At 56.5% G+C, this 21,376-nt stretch carries 18 protein-coding genes and 3 pseudogenes; 11 read left to right on the top strand and 10 right to left on the bottom strand.

The features are described from left to right. Positions 1-348: 348 nt before the first annotated feature. The 6 genes and pseudogenes from GF108_RS21070 to GF108_RS21045 form a co-directional block, all read right to left on the bottom strand. Entirely contained in the window at positions 349-666 is a 318-nt protein-coding gene (locus GF108_RS21070; RefSeq protein WP_153670259.1) for a hypothetical protein, read from the bottom strand. A 682-nt stretch (positions 667-1,348) separates the two neighbouring features. Continuing rightward, a complete protein-coding gene (dapA, locus tag GF108_RS21065; RefSeq protein ID WP_246664050.1) occupies positions 1,349-2,299 on the bottom strand; it encodes a 4-hydroxy-tetrahydrodipicolinate synthase in 951 nt (316 codons plus the stop codon). A 513-nt stretch (positions 2,300-2,812) separates the two neighbouring features. Next, on the bottom strand, positions 2,813-4,126 hold the full coding sequence (locus GF108_RS21060) for an epoxide hydrolase family protein (RefSeq protein ID WP_153670257.1): 1,314 nt from the start codon (positions 4,124-4,126) through the stop codon (positions 2,813-2,815). Then, positions 4,123-4,566 (bottom strand): annotated as a pseudogene (locus tag GF108_RS21055) (isochorismatase family cysteine hydrolase); the annotation flags it as partial. The pseudogene GF108_RS21055 and the gene GF108_RS21060, both read right to left, overlap by 4 nt. A gap of 86 nt (positions 4,567-4,652) precedes the next feature. Then, positions 4,653-5,432: a sulfite exporter TauE/SafE family protein gene (locus GF108_RS21050; protein ID WP_210386111.1), complete on the bottom strand. Its 780-nt coding sequence runs from the start codon at positions 5,430-5,432 to the stop codon at positions 4,653-4,655. Continuing rightward, positions 5,432-5,668: a DUF1127 domain-containing protein gene (locus GF108_RS21045; RefSeq protein WP_153670255.1), complete on the bottom strand. Its 237-nt coding sequence runs from the start codon at positions 5,666-5,668 to the stop codon at positions 5,432-5,434. The genes GF108_RS21050 and GF108_RS21045 overlap by 1 nt, the downstream gene beginning before the upstream one ends. 180 nt (positions 5,669-5,848) lie before the next feature. On the opposite strand from GF108_RS21045, the gene GF108_RS21040 reads away from it, so the two are divergent. The 4 genes and pseudogenes from GF108_RS21040 (at position 5,849) to GF108_RS21025 (ending at position 11,477) form a co-directional block, all read left to right on the top strand. Continuing rightward, the gene (locus GF108_RS21040) at positions 5,849-7,192 is read left to right on the top strand and encodes a PLP-dependent aminotransferase family protein (protein ID WP_153670254.1); all 1,344 of its coding nucleotides are present in this window, start codon (positions 5,849-5,851) and stop codon (positions 7,190-7,192) included. Between the two features lie 272 nt (positions 7,193-7,464). Next, complete coding sequence (locus tag GF108_RS21035; protein ID WP_153670253.1) at positions 7,465-8,217, top strand: SDR family oxidoreductase; 753 nt, start codon at positions 7,465-7,467, stop codon at positions 8,215-8,217. A 266-nt stretch (positions 8,218-8,483) separates the two neighbouring features. Further along, a pseudogene (locus GF108_RS22565) lies at positions 8,484-9,316 on the top strand (NADP-dependent oxidoreductase); the annotation flags it as partial. A gap of 685 nt (positions 9,317-10,001) precedes the next feature. Then, positions 10,002-11,477 carry a YdiU family protein gene (locus tag GF108_RS21025; RefSeq protein WP_153670318.1) on the top strand — a complete coding sequence of 492 codons (1,476 nt, stop codon included), beginning with the start codon at positions 10,002-10,004 and terminating at the stop codon, positions 11,475-11,477. Positions 11,478-12,038: 561 nt separating this feature from the next. On the opposite strand, the gene GF108_RS21020 is transcribed toward GF108_RS21025, so the two are convergent. Together GF108_RS21020 and GF108_RS21015 are read right to left on the bottom strand one after the other, a co-directional pair. Then, on the bottom strand, positions 12,039-13,016 hold the full coding sequence (locus GF108_RS21020) for a L,D-transpeptidase (protein WP_153670317.1): 978 nt from the start codon (positions 13,014-13,016) through the stop codon (positions 12,039-12,041). A 370-nt stretch (positions 13,017-13,386) separates the two neighbouring features. Further along, the gene (locus tag GF108_RS21015; RefSeq protein WP_153670252.1) at positions 13,387-13,569 is read right to left on the bottom strand and encodes a hypothetical protein; all 183 of its coding nucleotides are present in this window, start codon (positions 13,567-13,569) and stop codon (positions 13,387-13,389) included. 902 nt (positions 13,570-14,471) lie between these two features. Between GF108_RS21015 and GF108_RS21010 the strand changes: the two genes are divergently transcribed. The 5 genes from GF108_RS21010 to GF108_RS20990 all read left to right on the top strand — a co-directional run bounded on the left by GF108_RS21010 (position 14,472) and on the right by GF108_RS20990 (position 18,683). After that, positions 14,472-14,729 carry a hypothetical protein gene (locus GF108_RS21010; RefSeq protein ID WP_153670251.1) on the top strand — a complete coding sequence of 86 codons (258 nt, stop codon included), beginning with the start codon at positions 14,472-14,474 and terminating at the stop codon, positions 14,727-14,729. A gap of 403 nt (positions 14,730-15,132) precedes the next feature. Beyond that, a complete protein-coding gene (locus GF108_RS21005; RefSeq protein WP_153670250.1) occupies positions 15,133-15,363 on the top strand; it encodes a hypothetical protein in 231 nt (76 codons plus the stop codon). 229 nt (positions 15,364-15,592) lie between these two features. Continuing rightward, complete coding sequence (locus GF108_RS21000) at positions 15,593-15,832, top strand: hypothetical protein (RefSeq protein ID WP_172982695.1); 240 nt, start codon at positions 15,593-15,595, stop codon at positions 15,830-15,832. 647 nt (positions 15,833-16,479) lie between these two features. Then, positions 16,480-17,913, top strand: a complete 1,434-nt coding sequence (locus GF108_RS20995; protein ID WP_153670248.1) for a DUF1254 domain-containing protein — start codon at positions 16,480-16,482, stop codon at positions 17,911-17,913. Positions 17,914-18,254: 341 nt separating this feature from the next. Further along, positions 18,255-18,683: a DUF982 domain-containing protein gene (locus GF108_RS20990; RefSeq protein WP_370462249.1), complete on the top strand. Its 429-nt coding sequence runs from the start codon at positions 18,255-18,257 to the stop codon at positions 18,681-18,683. Positions 18,684-18,938: 255 nt separating this feature from the next. Here GF108_RS20990 and GF108_RS20985 read toward each other — a convergent pair whose 3' ends face one another. After that, on the bottom strand, positions 18,939-19,277 hold the full coding sequence (locus tag GF108_RS20985) for a GFA family protein (RefSeq protein ID WP_246664071.1): 339 nt from the start codon (positions 19,275-19,277) through the stop codon (positions 18,939-18,941). Between the two features lie 442 nt (positions 19,278-19,719). Between GF108_RS20985 and GF108_RS20980 the strand changes: the two genes are divergently transcribed. Beyond that, a complete protein-coding gene (locus GF108_RS20980) occupies positions 19,720-20,355 on the top strand; it encodes a cysteine hydrolase family protein (protein WP_370462248.1) in 636 nt (211 codons plus the stop codon). On the opposite strand, the gene GF108_RS20975 is transcribed toward GF108_RS20980, so the two are convergent. Next, a complete protein-coding gene (locus tag GF108_RS20975) occupies positions 20,340-20,951 on the bottom strand; it encodes a DUF6766 family protein (protein ID WP_153670247.1) in 612 nt (203 codons plus the stop codon). The two genes, GF108_RS20980 and GF108_RS20975, sit on opposite strands and share 16 nt — an antisense overlap. A 320-nt stretch (positions 20,952-21,271) precedes the next feature. On the opposite strand from GF108_RS20975, the pseudogene GF108_RS22560 reads away from it, so the two are divergent. Next, a pseudogene (locus tag GF108_RS22560) lies at positions 21,272-21,376 on the top strand (GlsB/YeaQ/YmgE family stress response membrane protein); the annotation flags it as partial.

The following is a 21,376-nucleotide window of genomic DNA, read 5'->3' as shown; positions in this document are numbered from 1 at the left end:
GGCAAACTCGCACTGTTGTCGTTGCTTGGCGAAGAGAGCCGACTATCGGTCCTCGAAACCGATTATCGTTCTTCGACTACAGCAGCAATCAACGCTTTTGCCTAGCATACACGGAAATGAAAATGGGCTCGGAAAAGACGGGGGCGCAACTCCGAGCCCATTGCTGCTTGATGGTAAGGGGTGGCATCAAGCAGATGCTGTTATCCCCAGCTTGCCTCAGAACGCAAATTTTGCGCAATAGTTCCATGCGCTGGCCGTCCTTCGTGGAAACTTCACGATTTTGCGGAGAATGATCTGCCAAGGCGGATGGGATCGTGCATTCGCTTAGCGTTCTCGGCGTTATGCCGTCTATCGTCCCATCCAATGTCGCGTGAATGCATAGGATAGAACTACGGTCCCAAACAATGTTGTCAAAGGCCGTTCTTGGACCATCGAACCTAAGCGTTCTTCGATGATGGCAGGAGTTTCAGAAAGAGCCCGACCGGCACTACCGGCCAACAATCCCACAGACTCCGTAATTCGATCGATTTCAGCGCGCATCGCGGCAATTTCCTCCGCGAGGGCCGTCGATTCTTTATCGGCCTTTGCGCCGATATCCTGCAAAACTTCATAGACCAGCGGGGCATCACTTGGCCTGGGCGTTTCTGACGGCGGTTGATCAGTCATCTTCTTGCTCCTTTGCCAACGAGTTTAGAAACAGCGGCCAATGAAAATTGTTCCGAAGCGAATGTCGTCGCTGGGACAATCGCCAGCAACTATTCCTCGGATTGGTGCCGCGGTGATAGGGAAGACAGGTTTGACTGATGATGACGAAAAACGCCGCAAAATCTAAGGTCCAGGTTTTACAGCGTGCGCAACGACGCTTTGGGATCGGTAACCAAAAAGCAAAGATGTCGGCCTGTACGGGGCCTTCCTTATTTTTGCGAACGCAATAGAAACCGATTATGCGCCGCATGGTCGGGGATAAGCTCACGGTCGTTGTTCCGACCATTCCGTGATCCAAGACATCAGGCGCGCTCGGAGCGACGGGGCGCAGGAGCGGTCAGATCCTGCCACGGATCGGTCAGGAGACAATCATCATCGTTGGCGCACCACACGGCCCCGGGCCGGTGTTCGCTCTGGGCAATCGCGAAGTGCAGGGCCGATTCCCTGTCAGCAAACAGTCCGCCGACCAGACGCTGCCTGTCGCAGACGATCCAGCATCCTTCCAGATTTCGACCAACGAGAAAACGGGTGCACGTTCTAAAACGATCGTGGCTTTTACGTGGGTATCGCATGATCTTCGCTTTCAGCAGCTGGCAGGCGCAGGCCTGGCGGATGCAGCATTGTTTGATGAAGGGTCGCTTGCTCAGATCCGCCAGTTGAGCGGCTGGGGTGCTTTTTCGATCGGCCTTTCGTCCGCGCCGAAAATCGCATCGGCTGGATCGCACGGGACATCGCTGCCCGGATCGCCCAATCGGTCGAGCGCTATCCTGATCCGTTCCGCCGTCTCTGCCGAAACAGGCACGAGCGGCAGACGCATTTCGTCATTCATGCCGCGCCGATATTTCAGGGCGTACTTGATGGGGCCGGGATTTGTGTCGAGGTCGAACGCTTTATAGACCCGCATCAGCCGCTGCTGAATATAATTGGCGGTGGACCAGTCGTGTTTCCGGCACGCATCGTGCAACGCGGCGAAGACGTGCGGCAGGACATTGGCAGTTACGGAAATCGTGCCGTCGCCTCCCGAAAGGTTGAAGGCGTGCGACGACGCATCATGCCCGGACAAAAGAATGAAACGGTCTTCGAATGCGCGGCGCATTTCCCCGACACGCCGGACTTCGCCCGTCGCATCCTTGAGGCCGATAATGGAGGGGATCTCGGCAAGCCGCGCGAGTGTCCCCAGCGACAGGTCAATGCCGGTACGCGAGGGGACATTGTAGACAAAAATAGGCAGGTCGACGCGCCCTGCGATCGCTTCGAAATGACGGATAATGCCATCCTGGCTCGGCTTGTTGTAATAGGGCGTTACGACCAGCGCAGCGTCGGCGCAGCAGCATTGGGCGGCCAAGGTATGGGCGATCGTCAGTTCCGTACTGTTCGTGCCGGTTCCGGCGATCACGGGCACCCGTCCGCGCGAGGCTTTCACGCAGGTCCTGATGATTTTCAGCCGCTCGTCCCAGGCAAGTGTGGGGGATTCGCCTGTTGTCCCGCAAGGAACCAGTGCGCTGATTCCGAATTGAATCTGCCAATCCGCAAGGGCGGCGAGGGCGTCGTAGTCGACGGCTCCGTTGTTGAAGGGGGTGATGAGGGCGGTCATCACCCCCTTTAATCGTGAGGGTTGCTCGGTTCTGCTGTTTATCATGGATTTGCTCATCGATTGTGATCGGCAGCGATACTTGCGTCGAGCCGACTGTGTCGGGATCGGAAGGATCGCGGCCTGCTCAGATCATGTGGTTGAAGGCGACCCAAACGCGGAGCGCTATACAAACCGCGACGATGACGGCAAGGGCGATAAAAGTTTGCAAGTTCCGCCAATGTCCATACTTAAAATCGGCGGCGGGCTGGCAACGGTATATTACTTTCGTTAGTCGCTCAGACATTCCAGGCACCCCTTTGTTGAGTACGTGGCAACAGGTATCATGGGGTCGGATAGGCTTTCTATTCCGGCTTCAAGGCAAAATATCAGGAATTCATAAAACCGGTCGTCCGGCAAAATGGCGCAAAAGGTCGTGCTGCCACCGCTCTTGATCCACCACCTCGAAAGCTCAAGGCCCCCCGCGGTCTCGATCGCATTTATCCTGCTCAAGACAGAAGGTCGTAGACTGACAATTCAGCGCAGCGGCTTGAACGCGGCACGAAGCTCTGCGCTGAACAACTCAGGTTCTTCCCACGCGGCGAAGTGACCGCCCTTGTCGGCCTCGTGGAAATAGCTCAGGTTCCGATAGGCGCGACGGGCCCATGTTTCCGGAGTTCGATAGCTTTCGCCAGGAAAGACCGTGATGGCGACGGGAAGCAAGATTTCGGAAGTCATCTCTCCGGCCGAGAGGGCGGGGCTCCGCCCACCGCCATATTCCCAGTAGAGACGCCCGGACGAGGTCGCGGTATTGGTCAGCCAGTACAGCGTTATGTCGTCCAGAACCTCGTCAGGAGACTTTTCAGGATCGTCGGTGCTGTATGTCCACGTCGAAAAGCCTGGATGTCCGAGCATCCACGCGGCGAGACCGGCAGGCGAGTCGGTGATGCCGTAGCCGATCGTCTGCGGTCTTGTGCCCATCATCGTTGCATAAGACCTGTTGCCCGTCTTGGCAGCGGCACTGAGCACATCGAAAGTCGCGCGCTCCTGGTCGGACAATCCCGCTGGCGCTGGCCCGCCTGAGGCCAGGGCCGCGGCCACCTCGGGTGGCACCACCGCCGGAAGGTTGATGTGGATGCCGAGCAATCCTGGGGGTGCCAGGCGAGCCATGGCGCTGGAGACCGGCGAACCCCAGTCCCCGCCCTGCGCAACATACCGGGTGTACCCCAGACGCTTCATCAGCTCAGCCCAGATTCGCGCGGTGTGGTCAGGACCCCAGCCCGTGCCGGTCGGCTTGCCGGAAAAGCCAAAGCCCGGCATCGACGGAATGATCAAATCGAATGCGTCGTCGGCGGTGCCGCCGTGAGCGGTCGGGTTGGTAAGCGGATCGATGATCTTCAGTTCCTCGAACACCGATCCCGGCCAGCCATGAGTGATGATCACTGGCAGCGCGTTGGGGTGCTTGGAGCGGACATGGATGAAGTGGATGTCGACGCCATCGATTGTGGTGACGAATTGCGGCAGGGCATTCAGTTTCGCCTCCGCCTTGCGCCAGTCGTAGCCGGTGCCCCAATACTCGACGAGCGGCTTGAGTTTGGCAAGCTGGATGCCCTGGGACTGGTCTTCTACCGTCTCTTTATCGGGCCAGCGCGTTTCCTGGACCCGGCGCCGCAGCTGATTAAGTGCCTCGTCCGGCACGTGAACGCTGAATGGCCGGATCGATGCGTCTTCCGTGGCCTGTGATGCGGGGGCAGTTGTTGCCTTTGGCGCAATCGCAGTCTGGGGGAATGCACCCGAGACGACGACGGTGACAGCCGTGATTGCAGCAGCGGCCGTGATGAGCCTGGTCATGGCCTGGTCTCCTTCGGATGTGATGCTGACAAAGCTGCGATCAGTTCCGCGGTCCCCAGGATTGCGTGGGCGCAGGAAGGACCACTCAGTTCGTACTCGGCGTGCATCATTTCATGCGAGAGCGCTGCCGTCGCGTCGCGGACCAAGGTCACATGATAGCCAAGCTCCGGGGCATAATGCGCAGTGGTTTTGATACAGGTATTGGCCAGCAACCCGACCACGATAACATGGGTGATCCCCTTCTGCCAGCCACAAGTCGAGGTCGGTATTGGCAAAGCCGCTAGCTCCCCAATATTCCTTGGCGACTATGTATCCTGCTTTCGGGGCGAAATCTGGGTGCCACTCGCCACCCCAATCGCCGCGCGCGAAATGAGGGCCTCTCATGATGTTTCGTTGGGAGGGGCTGGGATGGTCCACTGCTCGTAGTCTCCGGGCTCCCAGCCAGACGCCGTTTGCTCTTACTGACGACTCGGCAGTTTCGCGCGCGCTCAAAGTTCCGGAGGTAGCGCTACGCGGACCTTTCAGCTCACGGGAGATATCCGGAAATGCCATCCCACATCAGTTTCAACGCCGTTAGAACCAACAATCCGTAGCAGGCGCGATAAATCTGGCGTTGGTCCAGCCTTCCGTTCAGCCGCCACCCAAGCCAGACGCCGCTGGGGATGGCAAACAGACAAATCGCCATTATTGCCCAGACACCCGCGGTCGGCCTCACCAGCAGCAGCCACGGCACCGCCTTGGTCGCGTTACCCACTGTGAAAAACATACTCGTTGTTCCCGCGTAGATTTCCTTGCTGAGGCCGAGGGGCAACAGATACATCGCAAGCGGCGGTCCGCCCGAATGCGCAACCATCGTGGTCACTCCTGAGGCAAGACCCGCAGTGATCGCCTTTGTTGTCGAACGCGGACGCCTCGTCACCTGTCCGCCCCTGACAAACCAGAGACCGACAAAGATCAGGGTGATCACCGCCATCACGATCGCGATGGCCCGGTGGTCGAGGAAGCGGAAAAGCCCATAGCCGAACCCGATGCCGATCACCAGCCCCGGCAGGAGCAGGACAAGGTCCGGCCTCGACCATGTCGAGGGCTTCCAGTAGCGCAGCGCGAACAGATCCATCGCGATGAACAGGGGCGCAAGCAGACCGCCGGCGGTGACCGGATCCATCACCAACGACAGCAGCGGAATACCCACGATGGCAAACCCGCCTCCGAAAGCTCCTCTCATGAAGCTGATCAGGAATACACCGGCAAACACGACCAGGATCGTGGCAGCGGTCAGCTCCGGTGCAACCGGGGTGGCCATCATCACCTCCTCGCCCCGTTGGGGTTGGTCACGAAGCCGTAGGCCGCCCCTTTGATCTGGGAGCGGGCGATGCCAATATCCCGAAGTGCTTCGTCGTCGAGCTCGCACAGGCTCGCAATGGCGGCGCGATGGACGAAATAGCGAGCGATCCGCTGCCAACAGGCGTTGAATGCCCGAAGAAATGTGCCGTGCGTCTTTGTTCCCGCCGGCCTACCGATGGATGAAAGAGCTGTAGACATTTTGACCTCCAGATATTGCTCTGCGGCAATCCTGCTTCGCCGCCATCGGCGCTTGTTAAGCGCCGTCGCGTTCTCATTACCGCAGACCTTGGCAATTCCCGGTGCAATCCGGTTTGACGTAGCCATTATGTTCCGATATGTTGCTCGGAGCAATTAAAACATTGTGCTCGGAGCAATTTAATGGCGAAGTCCGAATATCTGGCGCTGGCTGATACGATCGCTGCGGAAATTGCCAACGGCACTCTCAAGCCCGGCGAGCGCCTGCCTCCCCAGCGCAGCTTTGCCTATGACCGCAAGATCGCCGTCTCGACGGCGAGCCGCGTCTATACCGAGCTATTGCGCAGGGGCCTTGTCGTCGGCGAAGTGGGCAGGGGCACCTTCATCTCCGGCGATGCCCGGCGCGGGGCGGCAGCATTAACTGAGCCGCGCGGGATCCGAATTGACCTCGAGTTCAACTACCCGATGCTCTCCAATCAGACCGCGATCATCGGAAGAAGCCTGGCTGGCCTGGAGAAACCTGCGGCGCTCGACGCCGCCTTGAGACAGGCGACCAGCGTCGGAACCCCAGCGGTCCGAAGCATTGGAGCCGCATACCTGTCGCAGGGCAGGTGGTCCCCGACTCCCGAACAACTCGTATTCACCGGCAACGGACGACAGAGTATCGCCGCAGCGCTCGCCGCAATTGTTCCTACGGGCGGCCGTTGCGGTGTGGAGGCCCTGACATACCCGTTTATCAAGGGCATTGCCGCCCGGCTGGGAATTACACTGGTGCCACTGGCGATGGACGAAGGCGGTGTCCGGCCTGACGCTGTGCAAAAGGCGCACCGTGACGCCCATCTCTCGGCCATCTACGTTCAGCCGGCGATCCAGAATCCATTGGGCATGACGATGACCGCGGCGCGCCGGGTCGACCTCCTGCGCGTGGTCGAAAGCTTTGGCCTTCCGATCATTGAGGACAATGTCTACGGTTTCCTCGACGATGAGCCGCCGCTTGCCGCACTCGCGCCGGACACCTGCATTGTCATCGACAGTCTCTCCAAGAAGGTCGCACCGGGCCTGACGCTGGGCTTTATCGTCCCGCCGCCACGATTGCGTGAAAGCGTCACGGCATCCGTGCGTTCGGGCGGATGGACTGCATCAGGATTTGCGTTTGCGGCCGCGGAGCGGATGATGGGCGACGGTACCATTGCCGAGCTTGCAAGATTGAAGCGACTCGACGCGTGCGCCCGTCAAAAACTGGCGGTCGATCGTCTTTCGGGTTTGGAAATCCAGACCAACGGAAAATGCTATCATCTATGGCTGATGCTGCCCCCGCACTGGCGTTCGCAGGCTTTCGTCGCTGCCGCAGCCAGGCGCGACATTGCGTTGACGCCTTCCACAACCTTCGCCGTCACGCCCGGCCATGCGCCGAACGCTGTCAGACTGGCGCTAGGTGCGCCGACAATGGATCAGCTGGATGTCGGCCTGCGCACACTGGTTTCCATCTTGAATGCCCGGGAGGATGATTTCGATTCAACGGAATGAACGAGAAGTGGGGCGGGAAATCGCGATGCTTGTTCTGCGTCCAAAGGCCGTTGGACAGGGCCGCACCCGAAGCGGACTGGCGGGCGATGCGACAAGAACTGGCCGAACTGGTATGCTGCTTACATGACGGCGGAGCAGGCAAGGAAGGCCGCCGCAGTAGAATAGCGTGAACGGCGCGGCAGGCATGCCGGCGCTTGTTCGTCAGGTCCCTGCGTCGATCGAGTGGAGCACATGCACGTACTGGCGAATTGAAAGCTGTTATCGGAGGAGGCATGAGCACTATAACCATCCCCGCGCAACGCGAACCCGAACTGCTTGGCCAGACTGTCGTCGTCATCGGCGGCAGCGCCGGTATCGGGCTGGAAACTGCCCGGCGAGCGCGCGCCGAAGGTGCCAGCGTCATCATAACCGGGCGCAATCGCGAACGTCTCGCTCAAGCTGCGAATGAGATTGGAGCCGCACGCACTGCAACTTTCGACGCCAACGAGGGTGACCAACTGGCGTCGTTCTTCAGTAGCCTTGAAGGGCCAATCGACCATGTGATGGTCACAGCCGGTGCGCCTCATTATCGCCCACCGCTCGAAGTTCCCCTCGATGAGGCACGACACGGTCTTACCGAGCACCTGTTGCTCGCGCTCAATGTTGCTCGCAACGCGGCGGGAAAGGTTAGGCCGGCCGGATCGCTGATCTTCATGGGCGGCACAGGCGCACGTCGCCCGAGACTTGGCCTCGCAATCGTCTCGACGGTTACCGTCGCGTTTCCCGCGCTCATTGCCAATCTGGCGCTTGAGCTCGCGCCGATACGCGTCAACCTGATTGCCGCTGGCTTCGTCGATACGCCACTGTCAGCATCCCTGCTCGGGGAGAACCTCGACAGGCGGCGTGACGAACTGTCGGCATCGTTGCCAATTCGGCGTGTCGTTGGACCGGCTGATATCGCTGCGCTCGCCGTTCACATCATGAGCAACACAGCGCTGACCGGCGCGACTTACGACATTGATGGCGGTCAGCAGCTCGTATCGTGATTGCGGATGGTATCACAGACAACTCAAAGCATATTGCTGCACCACAAAGCGGTATCGCCATGAACAGGATCAGTGTTTCAAACAGGATTGAGACGTTTTGCCGGAGTGACCAACCGACTATCGGCAAAACATCCGGGACCTCTGCCGTCCGAATACGTTCCTGCAATAAGGGTTTGATCCAGTGATCCGCCAGCCAGCTGGTGATAGGTGCCTTTGGCAAACGTCATATAACGATCGCCACCTTATCCATGCAAGGAGAAGTACAGATGCTCCCCAATTTCAATCGGCAGATTACACTCGCCAGCCGGCCGCTTGGCGATCCGGGACCTGAACATTTCAAGCTGGTGGAGAAGCCTATACCGACTCCGGAGCCAGGCGAAATGCTCCTGAAGACGCAATGGCTGTCGCTCGATCCCTATATGCGCGGCCGGATGAGCGACGCAAAATCTTATGCCAAGCCGGTCGAGGTCGGAGAGGTAATGGTGGGCGGAACGGTCAGCCGCGTCGCTGAGTCAAATCTCGAGCGGTTTCGCGTCGGTGACATCGTGCTCGCCTATGGGGGTTGGCAGGATTACAGTATCTCAAACGGCGAAGGCGTAATGCGGCTTGATCCGGCTAAAGCGCCCGTGCAAACGCGCTTGGCGTGCTCGGGCTGCCTGGCATGACCGCCTATGTCGGCCTGCGTAACATCGGCCTGCCGCAAACCGGCGAGACGCTGGTCGTAGCAGCCGCCACCGGTCCGGTCGGCTCGCTGGTTGGGCAGATCGGCAAGATCAAGTGTTGCCGGGTAATCGGTATTGCCGGTGGTGCGGATAAGACGCGCTTCCTGACCGAGGAACTCGGCTTCGATATTGGCCTCGATCATCGCTCACCTGATTTCCCAGCGCAGCTCCAGGCCGCCTGCCCGAATGGAATTGATGTCTATTTCAAGAATGTCGGAGGCAAGGTCTGGGATGCGGTGCTGCCGTTGCTCAACGACTTCGCCCGCGTGCCGGTGTGCGGTCTTATTGCTCACTACAGCATGACGGCTCTGCCCGAAGGCCCGGATCGCTCGGTTTCGTTAATGAGGACCGTACTGACCAAGCGGCTACGCCTGCAGGCTTTAGGCGTGGCGCTCCTAACCCCTATCATTTCGATGAGCCTGCCTGTCTCGGGCCGCTTAAACGCAAAAGAATATAGATCGTTCCAGTTTGGGGAATCAGACGGTAAACTTGTGAGGTGTTTTTCCAATGGTGAAAGTGTAGGCCGTCTCGAAGCCATGACCATTCTTATTGCCGCGGTCTCTCCGCCGCCAGCTCCGTCTTCCCTGAGCGACGGTCAGACGTGTCTATGCCCGGCCAGTCTATCCAGACCAAGGCTTCTACATGCCAGCGGCTGGCAGGGGCTTGAGCATAGATGCGTGGGCGGCGATTGCCGGACCTCTGTCCATGCCGCAGGCAGTGAGCAGACGTTGCCGACGCGCGAAACCGCAGCAATGCTGGCGATCGCCGTTGGTGTAGCCGCCGCACTTGCCAGGAATGAAAGCCGGGGCGATGCATCAGCGCAACGAAAGGCCAGAGACCTTCGTCCAATACAACAGATGAATACGCGTTGGCGGGCTCGAAAAGTCTGGACAAGTGAGGCCATGCACCGAAACCGTCGCGGGACGCTGTGATAAAATGAACTTTTAATGATCAATTTTTCGCCCGCTCGGTTGTGCAAATATGCGTCATTCTCACGATCGACGTTAACTTGTGCTCTGGCAGACGCTTGGTTACGGTGAACAACCACAAAACAGGTTTGCAATGAGCAAAATCGAATTCGACCACACTTATAGCCGGCTGCCGGACAAATTCTTCATCCGCACGTTACCTACGCCCGTCGCGTCTCCGAGATTGATTAAACTGAACCATGATCTCGCACGACAGCTAGGTCTCGAGGATCAGTGGTTGTGCAGTGCAGAGGGTATCGACATGCTGGCGGGAAATAATATTCCGCAAGGCGCTCACCCCATTGCCACCGCATATGCAGGGCATCAGTTTGGTCATTTCGTCCCTCGACTGGGCGATGGTCGGGCGATCCTCCTCGGCGAAGTCATCGATCGAAACGGCGTCCGCCGTGATATTCAGTTGAAGGGTTCGGGACGCACGCCTTTTTCGCGGGGCGGAGACGGACGCGCGGCGCTGGGTCCCGTGCTGCGCGAATACATCTTAAGTGAAGCAATGAATGCCCTACGGATTCCAACAACCCGCGCGCTCGCTGCCGTTCTGACCGGAGAAACGGTTGCACGTGAGACGTCTCTGCCCGGTGCCGTTCTCACCCGCGTTGCGTCCAGCCATATAAGGATTGGCACGTTTCAATTTTTTGCCGCACGGGGTGACTTTGAGGGAGTCCGTACTCTCGCGGACCACGTCATTGCCCGGCATTACCCCTCGGCGGCAGAGGCTGAAATGCCCTATTTGTCGCTCCTGGCCGAAGTGATCGGAGTTCAGGCTTCACTGGTTGCGCAGTGGATGTTGGCCGGATTTATCCACGGAGTGATGAATACAGACAACATGTCTATCGCGGGCGAGACCATTGACTATGGTCCATGTGCATTCCTGGACAATTACGATCCGGCGACCGTTTTCAGTTCCATCGATCATGCGGGCCGCTACGCGTATGGTAACCAAGGGCCGGTCGCTTTGTGGAACCTGGTGCGTCTGGCAGAGACACTGCTCCCGTTGTTAGCGGACGATCAGGACAGGGCGGTGTCCCTGGCCCAAAACGCGCTAGCCACTTTCGACGCCCAATTCGAGGCGGTGTTTATTACGGGGATGCGAAGTAAGCTTGGTTTGTTCACCGAAGAAGAAAATGACCTGACGCTTATCAAAGAACTGCTCGACATAATGACCAGGGGTCAGGCGGACTTTACTTTGACGTTCCGCTATCTGAGCCATTCTGCCGGGAACGCTACGGAGGACGAGGAACTGCTCAGCCTGTTTGCAGAACCTGGCGTATTTGTGGAGTGGCTGGCACGCTGGCGGTCGCGCATCTCGCGCGAAGCGCAGACAGGTTCTGAGCGCCGGAATGCAATGCTCCACGTCAATCCGCGCTTCATCCCGCGAAACCACCGCGTCGAAGCGGTCATCACCGCAGCGGTCCGGAATAATGATTTCCGCCCGTTTGAAGAATTGCTGGCAGTTCTCGGCCAACCCTTCGAGGACCAACCGGAATTCGCACATTACGCAGATCCTCCGAAAATCAACGAGCGCGTCCTTCAAACGTTTTGCGGCACTTGACGTCTCGTTCCTTCAGGAGAAATAGAGGGTAGGCTCCACAAATTTGAGCCTCCAAGCGTGCTTGGACGAGCACTAGGTGACGGTGGCTGACGCAGTCGTCGGACCACATATTTCGGCGCCGGGAGGCCGATGGTTAGCCGATCACAAACAGAAGAGACCGATTGTGCGGTGCTAGAAATGTCAACTCGTGTCAATATTGTTGATGCTATCAACACGAGTCCGTAAGTGGGCTTTCGGGTCACGTGCACCGGGCCGCACTTTAAACTCCATCGTACCAACATGCGAACGAACGCAGTTGCGGCAAAAGACGTGTAACGGTATGAAATTATGAAAATTGAAACGTTCTGTTCGAAGCTAGGGGAGGCCTGCTACCGTTTCGGTTCCATGGACAGCCGAAGCGAGGCACCTCTACGGCAAGCGAATCTTCAGCCGAACGCGTTGCTCGATAGATTTCATCAAGTTTATTCTGGAGGGTAGCGTGCGTCACAGACCTAAAGCGCGTACCAACAACGTCATACAGAAAACGCTTCCTAGCTACAGGGCCGATCTGAATATCAACACTTAGTTGACGAACCGGACAACAACGCCAGGCTTCACCATTCCAGCTAGCTCCTCGGCGTCCCAGTTGGTCAGACGAATGCAGCCATGCGACCCGACTTTGTCGATAAGTTCGGGATCAGGCGTTCCATGAATGCCGTATGTTGGCTCGGTTAGATCGATCCAGACAGTTCCGACCGGTCCATTGGGGCCTTTGGGGATCGTGAGTATCTTGTTGTTCTTTCCTTGCTTAAAGTTGACCTTTGGATTGTATCTGAACACGGGCATCCGCGCGACGCCCTTCACCTTGTGCGTACCCCTTGGAGAAGGATTATCCTCGCTGCCAACTGTCGCGGGATACGCCGCTAGGATGACGTCGCGCCTGTCGTAAGCCGTGACCCGCCCAGCGGCCTTGTCGGCTTCGATGCGGACCGCCTTTCCATGGCGCGGGGGACCGGGCATCGCCACCTGGACCGTATCCCCGGAAGCGAAATCAGAACCTGGATTGAGCGTAGTCAACAGGTCGATATGCATGTGAAAACGCTCTGCCAGTTTTTCGGCGACGCTGGTGTATCCCAAGCTGGGCATCTTCGCCTTTTCGCCGTAGTCCACGGGAATATGGTCCACGAGACCTTTCAGGTCATCGTCCGTCACCGTGTAGGTGCCAATAATCGGGCCACCTGTCTCCAGCCTGCTGACAACATCGGGGTCGATCGCACCGTCCGGAGGTATCCCCATCATATTTTCGAAACTCATCACCGCCTTAGTCACGTTTGTTCCATAAAGGCCGTCGATCACCCCCGGCGACACCCCTGCGCGGTCTAGGAGAACCTGCAGCCGGATGATCGCTGGATCGGGATCAGCTATTGATTTGGAAGCGGGCCCCGCAGTGATTGTGGAAAGCGAAGCAGAATTGATCGCGTCGGGTGTTACCTCTGCAGCTTCACCGACGATGACAGAAACGATCAGAAAGAATGTGGACATTCCAACAAATGTTTTCATGTCGTTCAAATGGAGTTTGTGATGAAGACGTTCCAAAAATAAGTTTCTGTGTAGTTGCAACATTTCAAAAAATTTCGTGGTTCGAAAGTCTAGTATCCGCTCAGCAGGAAACGTACCTTCCGCAAGCAGGTCCGATTCTGCTCCTGGAAAGGGGCGCTCGTACGCCGACATCATGCCAACCAACTGGCCGGGCTGCCTCCCGAACACCTGCACCATTTAGAATGTTCGATAATCTTCATACATGGCTTGGCCTATCAACCAATGGAAGCGTGCTGCCATGGTTAAAATATGGTGAAAGATGTATGCGTTTCCAATGGGCGACTTAGCTGATAATGCAGCTCGGTGGAATACTTGGGAGGCGCGACTGCTTCTACAGCGACATTTCATGTTCCTTGGCGCGCAACAAGGCATAGATCGCTGCCTGAATTTCCACCAGGTTCTTGAGAGGCCCAGGGTTAGCGCCGTTTTGTCCTATCTGGACTACCTCGAGTCGGCGGGAATCGATGAGTTCGCTTATCGCCTCATCGATCTCCTTGATGTGTTGCGCTGTCATGATGCTTAGTGGGCCTTTCGAAGATGTGAGAAGGCTCCGCCGGATCGTCTGAGTATATTGGATAGTTTTGTCCAGTCGCGTGATGGTCTCGGCTCAAGTGCATGGGCGGCCAAGAGTTCCTCTGGCGATGCGAAGTCATCTTTTCTGGTGTCACGACTGCCGCGTAAGCGGGTCATTACGTGCTTTAAACGCTTCCTGCTGCTATCTCCAGAAAAAGGTTAAAGTATTTCGAAATACGCCTCGAAAAGGCATTCTGGCGATGCGAGACGTCAGCAATGTTTTGGATAGCAACTAGTTAATACGAAATTGAGGTTTAACTAAGTTTGTTTACCCCCAGGGTCCACCATGGGAAACTAATTTTGCATGCCGTGAGGCCCGACGTTGACGGGGTACAGCGCTTCTCGCCGAGCCTCGGGCCGGAGGTTGGGCTCTCCGACTTGGCCCAACGCCATCACCCTTCACAAGTTCCAGCTCTAAATCGAACTGCCTAGTTGCCTTTGGCGGGCAGCCTTGCCGCGCGGGGGTTTACAACCCAACAGGTCGGATGTGTTGCTCACAGGCGCTGGATTGTGAATAGAGAGCCTGGTTGGTGCTTATGACGGAAACCAGCCAGGCTCGTGCTGAATACTCGGCAGAGGTCAGCGGGCCAAATATAGCTGTTACTATAGCGCGACGAAAGATGTCTTTGAGCGAGGTGGAATTTAAGCACGTGGCCTGAGCCGCCGATACGAAGCAAGTGAGGCCGGCTTATCAAGCATCAAATCTTTAGCCGGTCGCTTTGAAGGTTGTCAGCCAAGGGGTAGACGCCTCGGATATCATTGCGACAGCCGTTCATGACGCTTTTTTCCCCAAGGGCGACCGGTTGATGTAAAGTCCGAGGTAACCCAGAGGAGGACGGTGAGATGCCCATACAAGGGCCACCTAGTTGTGAGGAATATGCCGATCGAACCATTGATTGTCAAAAGGCTCTGGAGCCGCGGTTCCGCGAGATGCTGGAGCAAAAAGCCCAGCTGTTGGACATTTTGGAGGAAGCGACCTCGGTAGGGTGGAGCCGCGAAGAGTCGCTGCTTGCCTTGAATGAATTGTTGGCTGCCCAGACGAAAGAGGACGATGCGCTTGAGGGTGAGGAAGAAGATTCCCCCAAGAAAAACAGCCATTAGCCTGAGTGATTGGGCCAGGCAACTTTAAACCGATAGTAGTGCTGTCAATAAAGCGGGTATCATGTGCCACCCTTACGCGCAGTCGGTTTCTGAAGGAACGGCCCCGGTTTCATCCGCCGCCAAGTTCTTCAGATCGAAGTTCAGGTATTTTGCCACAAGCCTAGAAATAGTCATCATTGGTGTCGGCCAGGGCCTGATTGGTCACAGCGCCCCTGCCTTCGATCATTGCCTCGCTACGCGAGCACCCGCACTCGCTGGAATGTCCTGTAATCCTCTTAAGCCACGGTCGGGAATATAGGACCGGTGTTTCGGGAATCCGAATCAATCAATTTATTTATTGAGGGAACAGCAGCCTGTCTCGACGCTTGTTGATCTGCGGTCACTTCACAGGAGCATCGGCATAATGCCACTCTTTCATTTCGCCTATCATGAGGGAGACGGGCTGCCCATTGACGTGGTCGATATGGAATGTGCCGACGGTGAAGCCGCCCTTCGCGCTGCCGTAGAAGCCGCACGCGACAATATCCGTGAGGCCGTAGGGAGGAATATCGATCCTTCCAAGTTCCTGGTCCATGTGTATGACGATACGAACCGGCTTATCGGGACGATGCGCATTTCCGACGTTATGACATGACCTGGTGGGTGATAGTCGCGCACGTTTCCCAAAGGTAGTTCCTCGCAGGTTGTTTAACGTTATTGATTGGCCCGCTAAGGGACGATGGCGAGACGAAATAGGCAGGGGGCCGGCCGTCACCCGCATTTCGGGATTCCAAATCAATAGAATTTCTTAGTTACCGCAAATACCAGCCGATCCCCCATGATTATCACAATGCCGAAGACGAATCCCACCCCCAGCATCACGCATGACGATCGAAAGACCACGCAAGCCATCCGGCCACAAGGATCGTTTGAGCGACTGCCAGATGGCCATCGAAGATAGATTACTTGAACTCGTCGGTGAAGCGGTTGCTGCTGGTTGGGTCGAAGATGAAGTCTTTGCTGCCATCGTTGGGGTAGCCGACACCACGCAGTTCGCGATGCATCGAGAGCAATTGCTTTCAGTCGAGACCCTTTTGCAAAAAACGATGAAGCGAGGCACATGATACCCGCATTATTGACGCGACCAAGTCGGTTTAACGATGTCTGTTACGATGACGGCGCTCTGCCTCGTCAAGCTGGTCGAGAAGTTCTTTGAAGGGCTCATCGCCAGGCACATTGCCGCACCGAGACCGCAAAGCCACTTTAAATGCCGGGTTCAGTAGGTCGCCGCATCTGGCGGACGTTCTTCCGATCGGAGGCTAAGGGCTTCGTCGATTGCAGCATTTATCAGGTATGTCAGCATGCCGAAATGTTCTGTGAATCGTGCCGATGGCTCCATTTTTTGGACGAACACCTACGAAAACGATATTCAGCGCCAGGGCTTGTTTCAGCTTCAAGACGACATTGCTGGTTCGATGGCAACGGCGCTGGCGCAGCCCTACGGTATAGTTTTTCAAAGCGATGCAGCCCGCCTATCGCAATAACCGATGGACGATATCGGAACGCATTAGCCATTCCGCAAGGCTTCGGAAACAGTAATTTACAGTAACATCTGATGGCTCTACTAGCTAAAATTGCAGACTTTGAATATCAAAACCGGGTGACGAAAATGAGTCTTTTCTGAATATTGCGCCGCCAAGTTTGGGGTAATTCAGAGGGGGAATATCATGGGGCACTTGCTTCTGGCAGCTACGGCGGGAGTACACAGCAAATGTTGACGAAGCGCGATCTTCTTCGCTCGGCTGCGATAATTGCCGCTGCCGCTACAATCGTGAAGCCAAGCATCTTGATGGCGCAGAGCTATCCAGACATTATCGAGGCCAAGACCATCGCCGAGGAAGGGTTCATTTATGGCCTGCCGCTCGTGATGAACTATGGGGTCATGTACGAGTATGCGGTGGATCGCAATTCGGGCCAGTTCAAGGCTCCGTTCAACGAGATCAAGAACGAACCCAACGTCTTCACCTACAAAGACACTGCAATCGTCACGCCAAACAGCGATACACCCTATTCCTTCGTGTGGCTCGATTTGCGGGCCGAGCCGGCCGTACTCTCGGTCCCGGCGATCGACCCGAAGCGCTACTACTCGGTGATGCTCTGTGACGGCAATACCTACAATTACGGCTATATTGGCACTCGTGCCACGGGCAGCGAGGCCGGCGACTACATGGTGGTCGGGCCAGACTGGAAGGGTGACACCCCGGCAGGCATCAAGCAGGTGTTTCGTTCGAGCACACAGTTTTCCGTCACGGGTTATCGCACCCAGCTCTTCGGGCCGGATGATCTCGACAACGTCAAGAAGGTGCAGGCTGGTTACAAGGTACAGATGCTCTCGGCGTATCTGAAGCAAACGCCACCAGCGGCGGCTCCGGCCATCGACTTCCCGAAGATCGATAAGGAACTCGTGAAGACCAACTTCTTCGATTACCTCGACTTCGCGCTGCAGTATGCGCCGCCGCAAGACAATGAGAGGGAGATACGCGCCAAGTTGGCTCGCGTCGGCGTCGGGCCAGGCAAGACCTTCGACTTCAAGGAGCTGCCAGTGGAGCATAAGCTGGAGCTTGGCCTTGGCATGAAAGAGGGCCAGCGCAAGGTCGATGAGGCAGTCGCCAACGTTGGCAAAACAATCAATGGCTGGCGGGTTAGCGGTCTTCCGGGGGATAGCGCCCACTACAACGGGGACTGGTTAAAGCGCGCTGTCGCAGCGCAGGCCGGTATATATGGTAATGACCCGGAGGAGGCGACATATCCGTTCACCCGCGTCGACAGCGACGGGCAGACGCTCGACGGCAGCAAGCACAACTACACGCTGACGTTTCCGGCAGGACAACTGCCGCCGGTGAATTCATTCTGGTCGCTGACTATGTATGACGGCAAGTCCCAGCTCCTGATCGAAAACCCGATCAACCGCTATCTCATCAACTCGCCCATGCTGCCCGCTATGAAGACCAACGCGGATGGGTCGCTGACACTGCATATCCAGAACAAGTCTCCGGGCGCAGACAAGGAAGCGAACTGGCTGCCTGCTCCTGACGGGCCGATCTATTTGGTGATGCGGCTCTACTGGCCAAAGACAACGCCGCCTTCGGTGCTGCCGGCGGGCGAGGGGACCTGGGCGCCCCCGGGGATCGTAGTGAGTTCCTAAGTTTCAGATCGAAAACGGAGTAGTGAGGCAGTCAGCGCCGCCGCCAGTTCATCGGCGCTTTGCGCTGCCCTGCTCCGATCTGGTAAGGTTACGCTTCCTACAAATACTTTCCTTCAGCGCGCTGGAATTCAGGTCCACCGAGGTGGAACCAGGAATACCATTGAACGTTAATTGCCGAAAATCGAAAGCAGCGAAAATTTGGGTGGATCGCGATGGAGGATCATCGGTACCCGCGCAAAAACTGTAGCCCATGGAGTGCTGGCAAGGCCATGGAGCTCAGGTTAACAAGGTCACTATCACCAGAGTCAGATCGCGCTGACGATAAAACCTTGGATAAGCCGATGGCTGTGGCGGTCCGCCCGGTCTGTAAACTTAAGACCCAGCAAAAAGCATACCGAGTGGCGCAAGGTGTTGGCCACGGGCACTCGGAGTCCGTGGCGAACACCGAGCTAAATAAGGAGGAGCTTATGGAGTACAATATCTTCAAAAACCCCGTGGTGATATTGGTTGGACTGGGTGTGCCAAGCCAAGTCAGGTCCGTCACTGAAGCATATGCGCTGTTGAGTGATTGGCCATTGTCGAAAAAAGAGGTCGCTCATACGATGGCACTGAACGCATGCCGCGCCGCGCTGTCAGGAGAGGTCGAAGCAGAGACCGCTCGGAGCATGTTCCTTGCTTTCGCCCGCAAACATGACGCCCTTGCGCCCGACTTCGAGGTTGCCGTGCGTCGTCGTTCGGCGGAGAACTCGAATATCAGGAGGCAGCCATGACGGATTTACAAGCGACCGTCCTCATGGCCTTTGCCATGGTTCTGGCGATGGCGACCCAATATTTTTCGCAGACAAGGGACTAACGGCGGTATTCGTTTCGCACGTGTCCACGGGCAACGCCGCCGTGACCGTGCACGAATAGAGGATGCTTACTCCCGACCTGACAAGTTCAGCACTGCGGTTCACCGTTTACGGTGAGGTCGGGAGAGCAGGTGCGGAGACTGCAATTGCGATAGTCTGCTCGATGATGGCATTTCATCTTTTCTCGATGGGTACTGAGTTACCAGACTTCCTCAGGAGGGTGGGCTGGCAGCTCTTCACCGCACCGGACCCAATGTAGTCTGCTTTCCTCATGATAATTGTAGGTTGGTGGTATTTTTTCCGGCGTATCAAACGTACCCGCATAGAACGCGAGCTGATCCGGTCGTCGTCATATTGCAAGGCAATCGGCGTACCGCAATCGCCGCAGAAACTGCGCGTTGCGATTGGGGAGGAGCGTCGCGCTTTCGGTTGCTTTGTTCCCTCCCAGACGACAGCTGTGGCGTCAACCCAACTCAGCACGGCAAACGGTCCGCCAGTCGCGCGACGACACATGTCACAGTGACAAATGTGCGTACGCCTAATTCGGCGCACACGAAATCGAATATTGCCGCACAGACATCCTCCCTCGATCTCGTCCAATACCATGGGATTTTCCAATTTGGTTTACCAACCACGTAATGGGCGTCGCACGCACAAGTTCCCAACACGGCGGCGGAACCATCAGGGCGTTAGGCGGTTATGCGGGAAATTTCACTTTTACCTTTCGAGAACCCGGAGCCGCGGCGCTAGACCGGGGGCGCCGTCATCAGTGGACTCGTAGCAGTTCCCGTTAGGGTAGTGATGATGCTGAGGCCGTGGATGCTGATGACGCAGGACACAAGCATAATGGTTAAGAAAACCATTGAGACTGAAAGCCTTGTTTTGGCTGGTTCGCACCCATATTCACGGCTAGCTGCCACCCTCCGCATGCTGATAATAATGTTTCTTTAGACGGGTGGCGACCGTGGCGAGCGGACTAAGATTTGGCCCCATTGATGAAGCGGCAGTTCACCTTTGTGTCGACATGCAGGGCATTTTTCGAGGTGACAGCCCTTGGGCCATGCCGTGGTTCGACCGGGTCTTACCGCACATTGAGGCCTTGGTAGGAAAAGACCCTACGCGGACAGTGTTCACCCGATTTATTCCTGCTCGGAATACACAAGACGTGGGTGGAACTTGGCTGCGCTATTATCAACGCTGGAATAACATGACCCTTGATAATCTTGACGCCGGCCAGATTGATATCGTTCCTGAGCTTGCGCGGCATGTTCCGCCCGCGCGGACCTTTGACAAGGTTGTGTATTCGCCTTGGCAATCCGGCGAACTGTTTTTGCACCTCAATCGGGGAGCGGTCCGCACCCTTATCGTAAGTGGCGGCGAAACAGATGTCTGCGTCCTCGCTTCGGTGCTTGGTGCGATTGATCTCGGCTTCCGAGTGATTGTCGCTTGCGACGCGGTTTGCAGTTCGTCGGATGCAGCTCATGACGCCATGCAGTTGTTTTATGGTCAACGCCTCTCGCAGCAAGTTGAGACCGCAGAAACGGAGGAAATCCTGGATTGTTGGAGTGCTTACTATCAGTCCCCGGTTTGATCGTTTGGCGCTTCAACAGGCTTTGATTCAGGCGAGCCGCTATATCGCAGAAAAATCGACAGCACTACCAGCGTTGCTGTCGAGAAAAACTCTGACTGCCAGTTTTGAAACGATTCAAACCAGAACCCGGCGTTGCCCAAATATGCAAGCGCAGACACCACCTCCTCACCATGAGAAATTGCGTCAGAGTTTGCAGCGGAATGGCTAGCAAAAAAATGTCCTACAAACGACAGCACAAATAGCGATCCCAACGTAAGACCTAAAGAGTGCCCGTAAAGCCAGCCCGCTCGAGAGGGCGGGTCGTTGTCCTTGACATCGTCGTCAGGATCTCGGGATTCAGAAGAACCCTTTTGGAAAAGGTAGGCGGTCAGCACGACATAGGCCGCCATCTGCAGCCATTCACTTTCCCAATTCTCAAACAAGGCCGACCAAAAACTATCAGTGGTGAGGTATTGTTCAAACTCTAGGGGGGCGAGGTGATGTCGGATCAGCTCCTGATTTTCATGACTCCATCCTGCGTAGATCATACCAACCATACTGCCCAAAAACGCTGTTAGAAGCGCTATCGTTAACCCATTATTTCGAAGGAAATTCATTGAAAATTTAATCCTTGTTTAGATCCAAAACACGTGCGCATTCCTAACGTTCCAACAGGATTTTCTCTTGCCGTAGAGGCCCCAATCACAGAGCTCGACTTTTCGGTCGAGTCCGGTAGCGACGCCCATCAGTTCTGAAAATCTGCCGACGTGGTCGGGCACATGCCAAAGTCATATAGTCGGCCAAGCGTATCGAACGCTGCCATGAGCGAGCAACCTGGGATGCTGAGCCGACTGTAAACAATCTCTGTTTACTGGGAACCACGCGAGCTCCCCCGGGGTTGTTGTCCGCAACTTTTAGCGAAAGTTTGGAAAAAATTATGGAAAGTGCGGGAATTGGCTGGATTGCAGCAATCATAATCGGTGGACTGGCGGGCTGGCTGGCGGAGATGTTCATGAAAAGCCAAATGGGCTTGGTTATGAAC

Origin of the sequence: Phyllobacterium sp. SYP-B3895, assembly GCF_009647635.1 — a bacterium.
In the GTDB taxonomy this organism is placed as follows: Bacteria; Pseudomonadota; Alphaproteobacteria; order Rhizobiales; family Rhizobiaceae; genus Phyllobacterium; species Phyllobacterium pellucidum.
The sequence above is the reverse complement of the archived record's forward strand: the minus strand, read 5'-3'. Positions and strand labels throughout refer to the sequence as shown.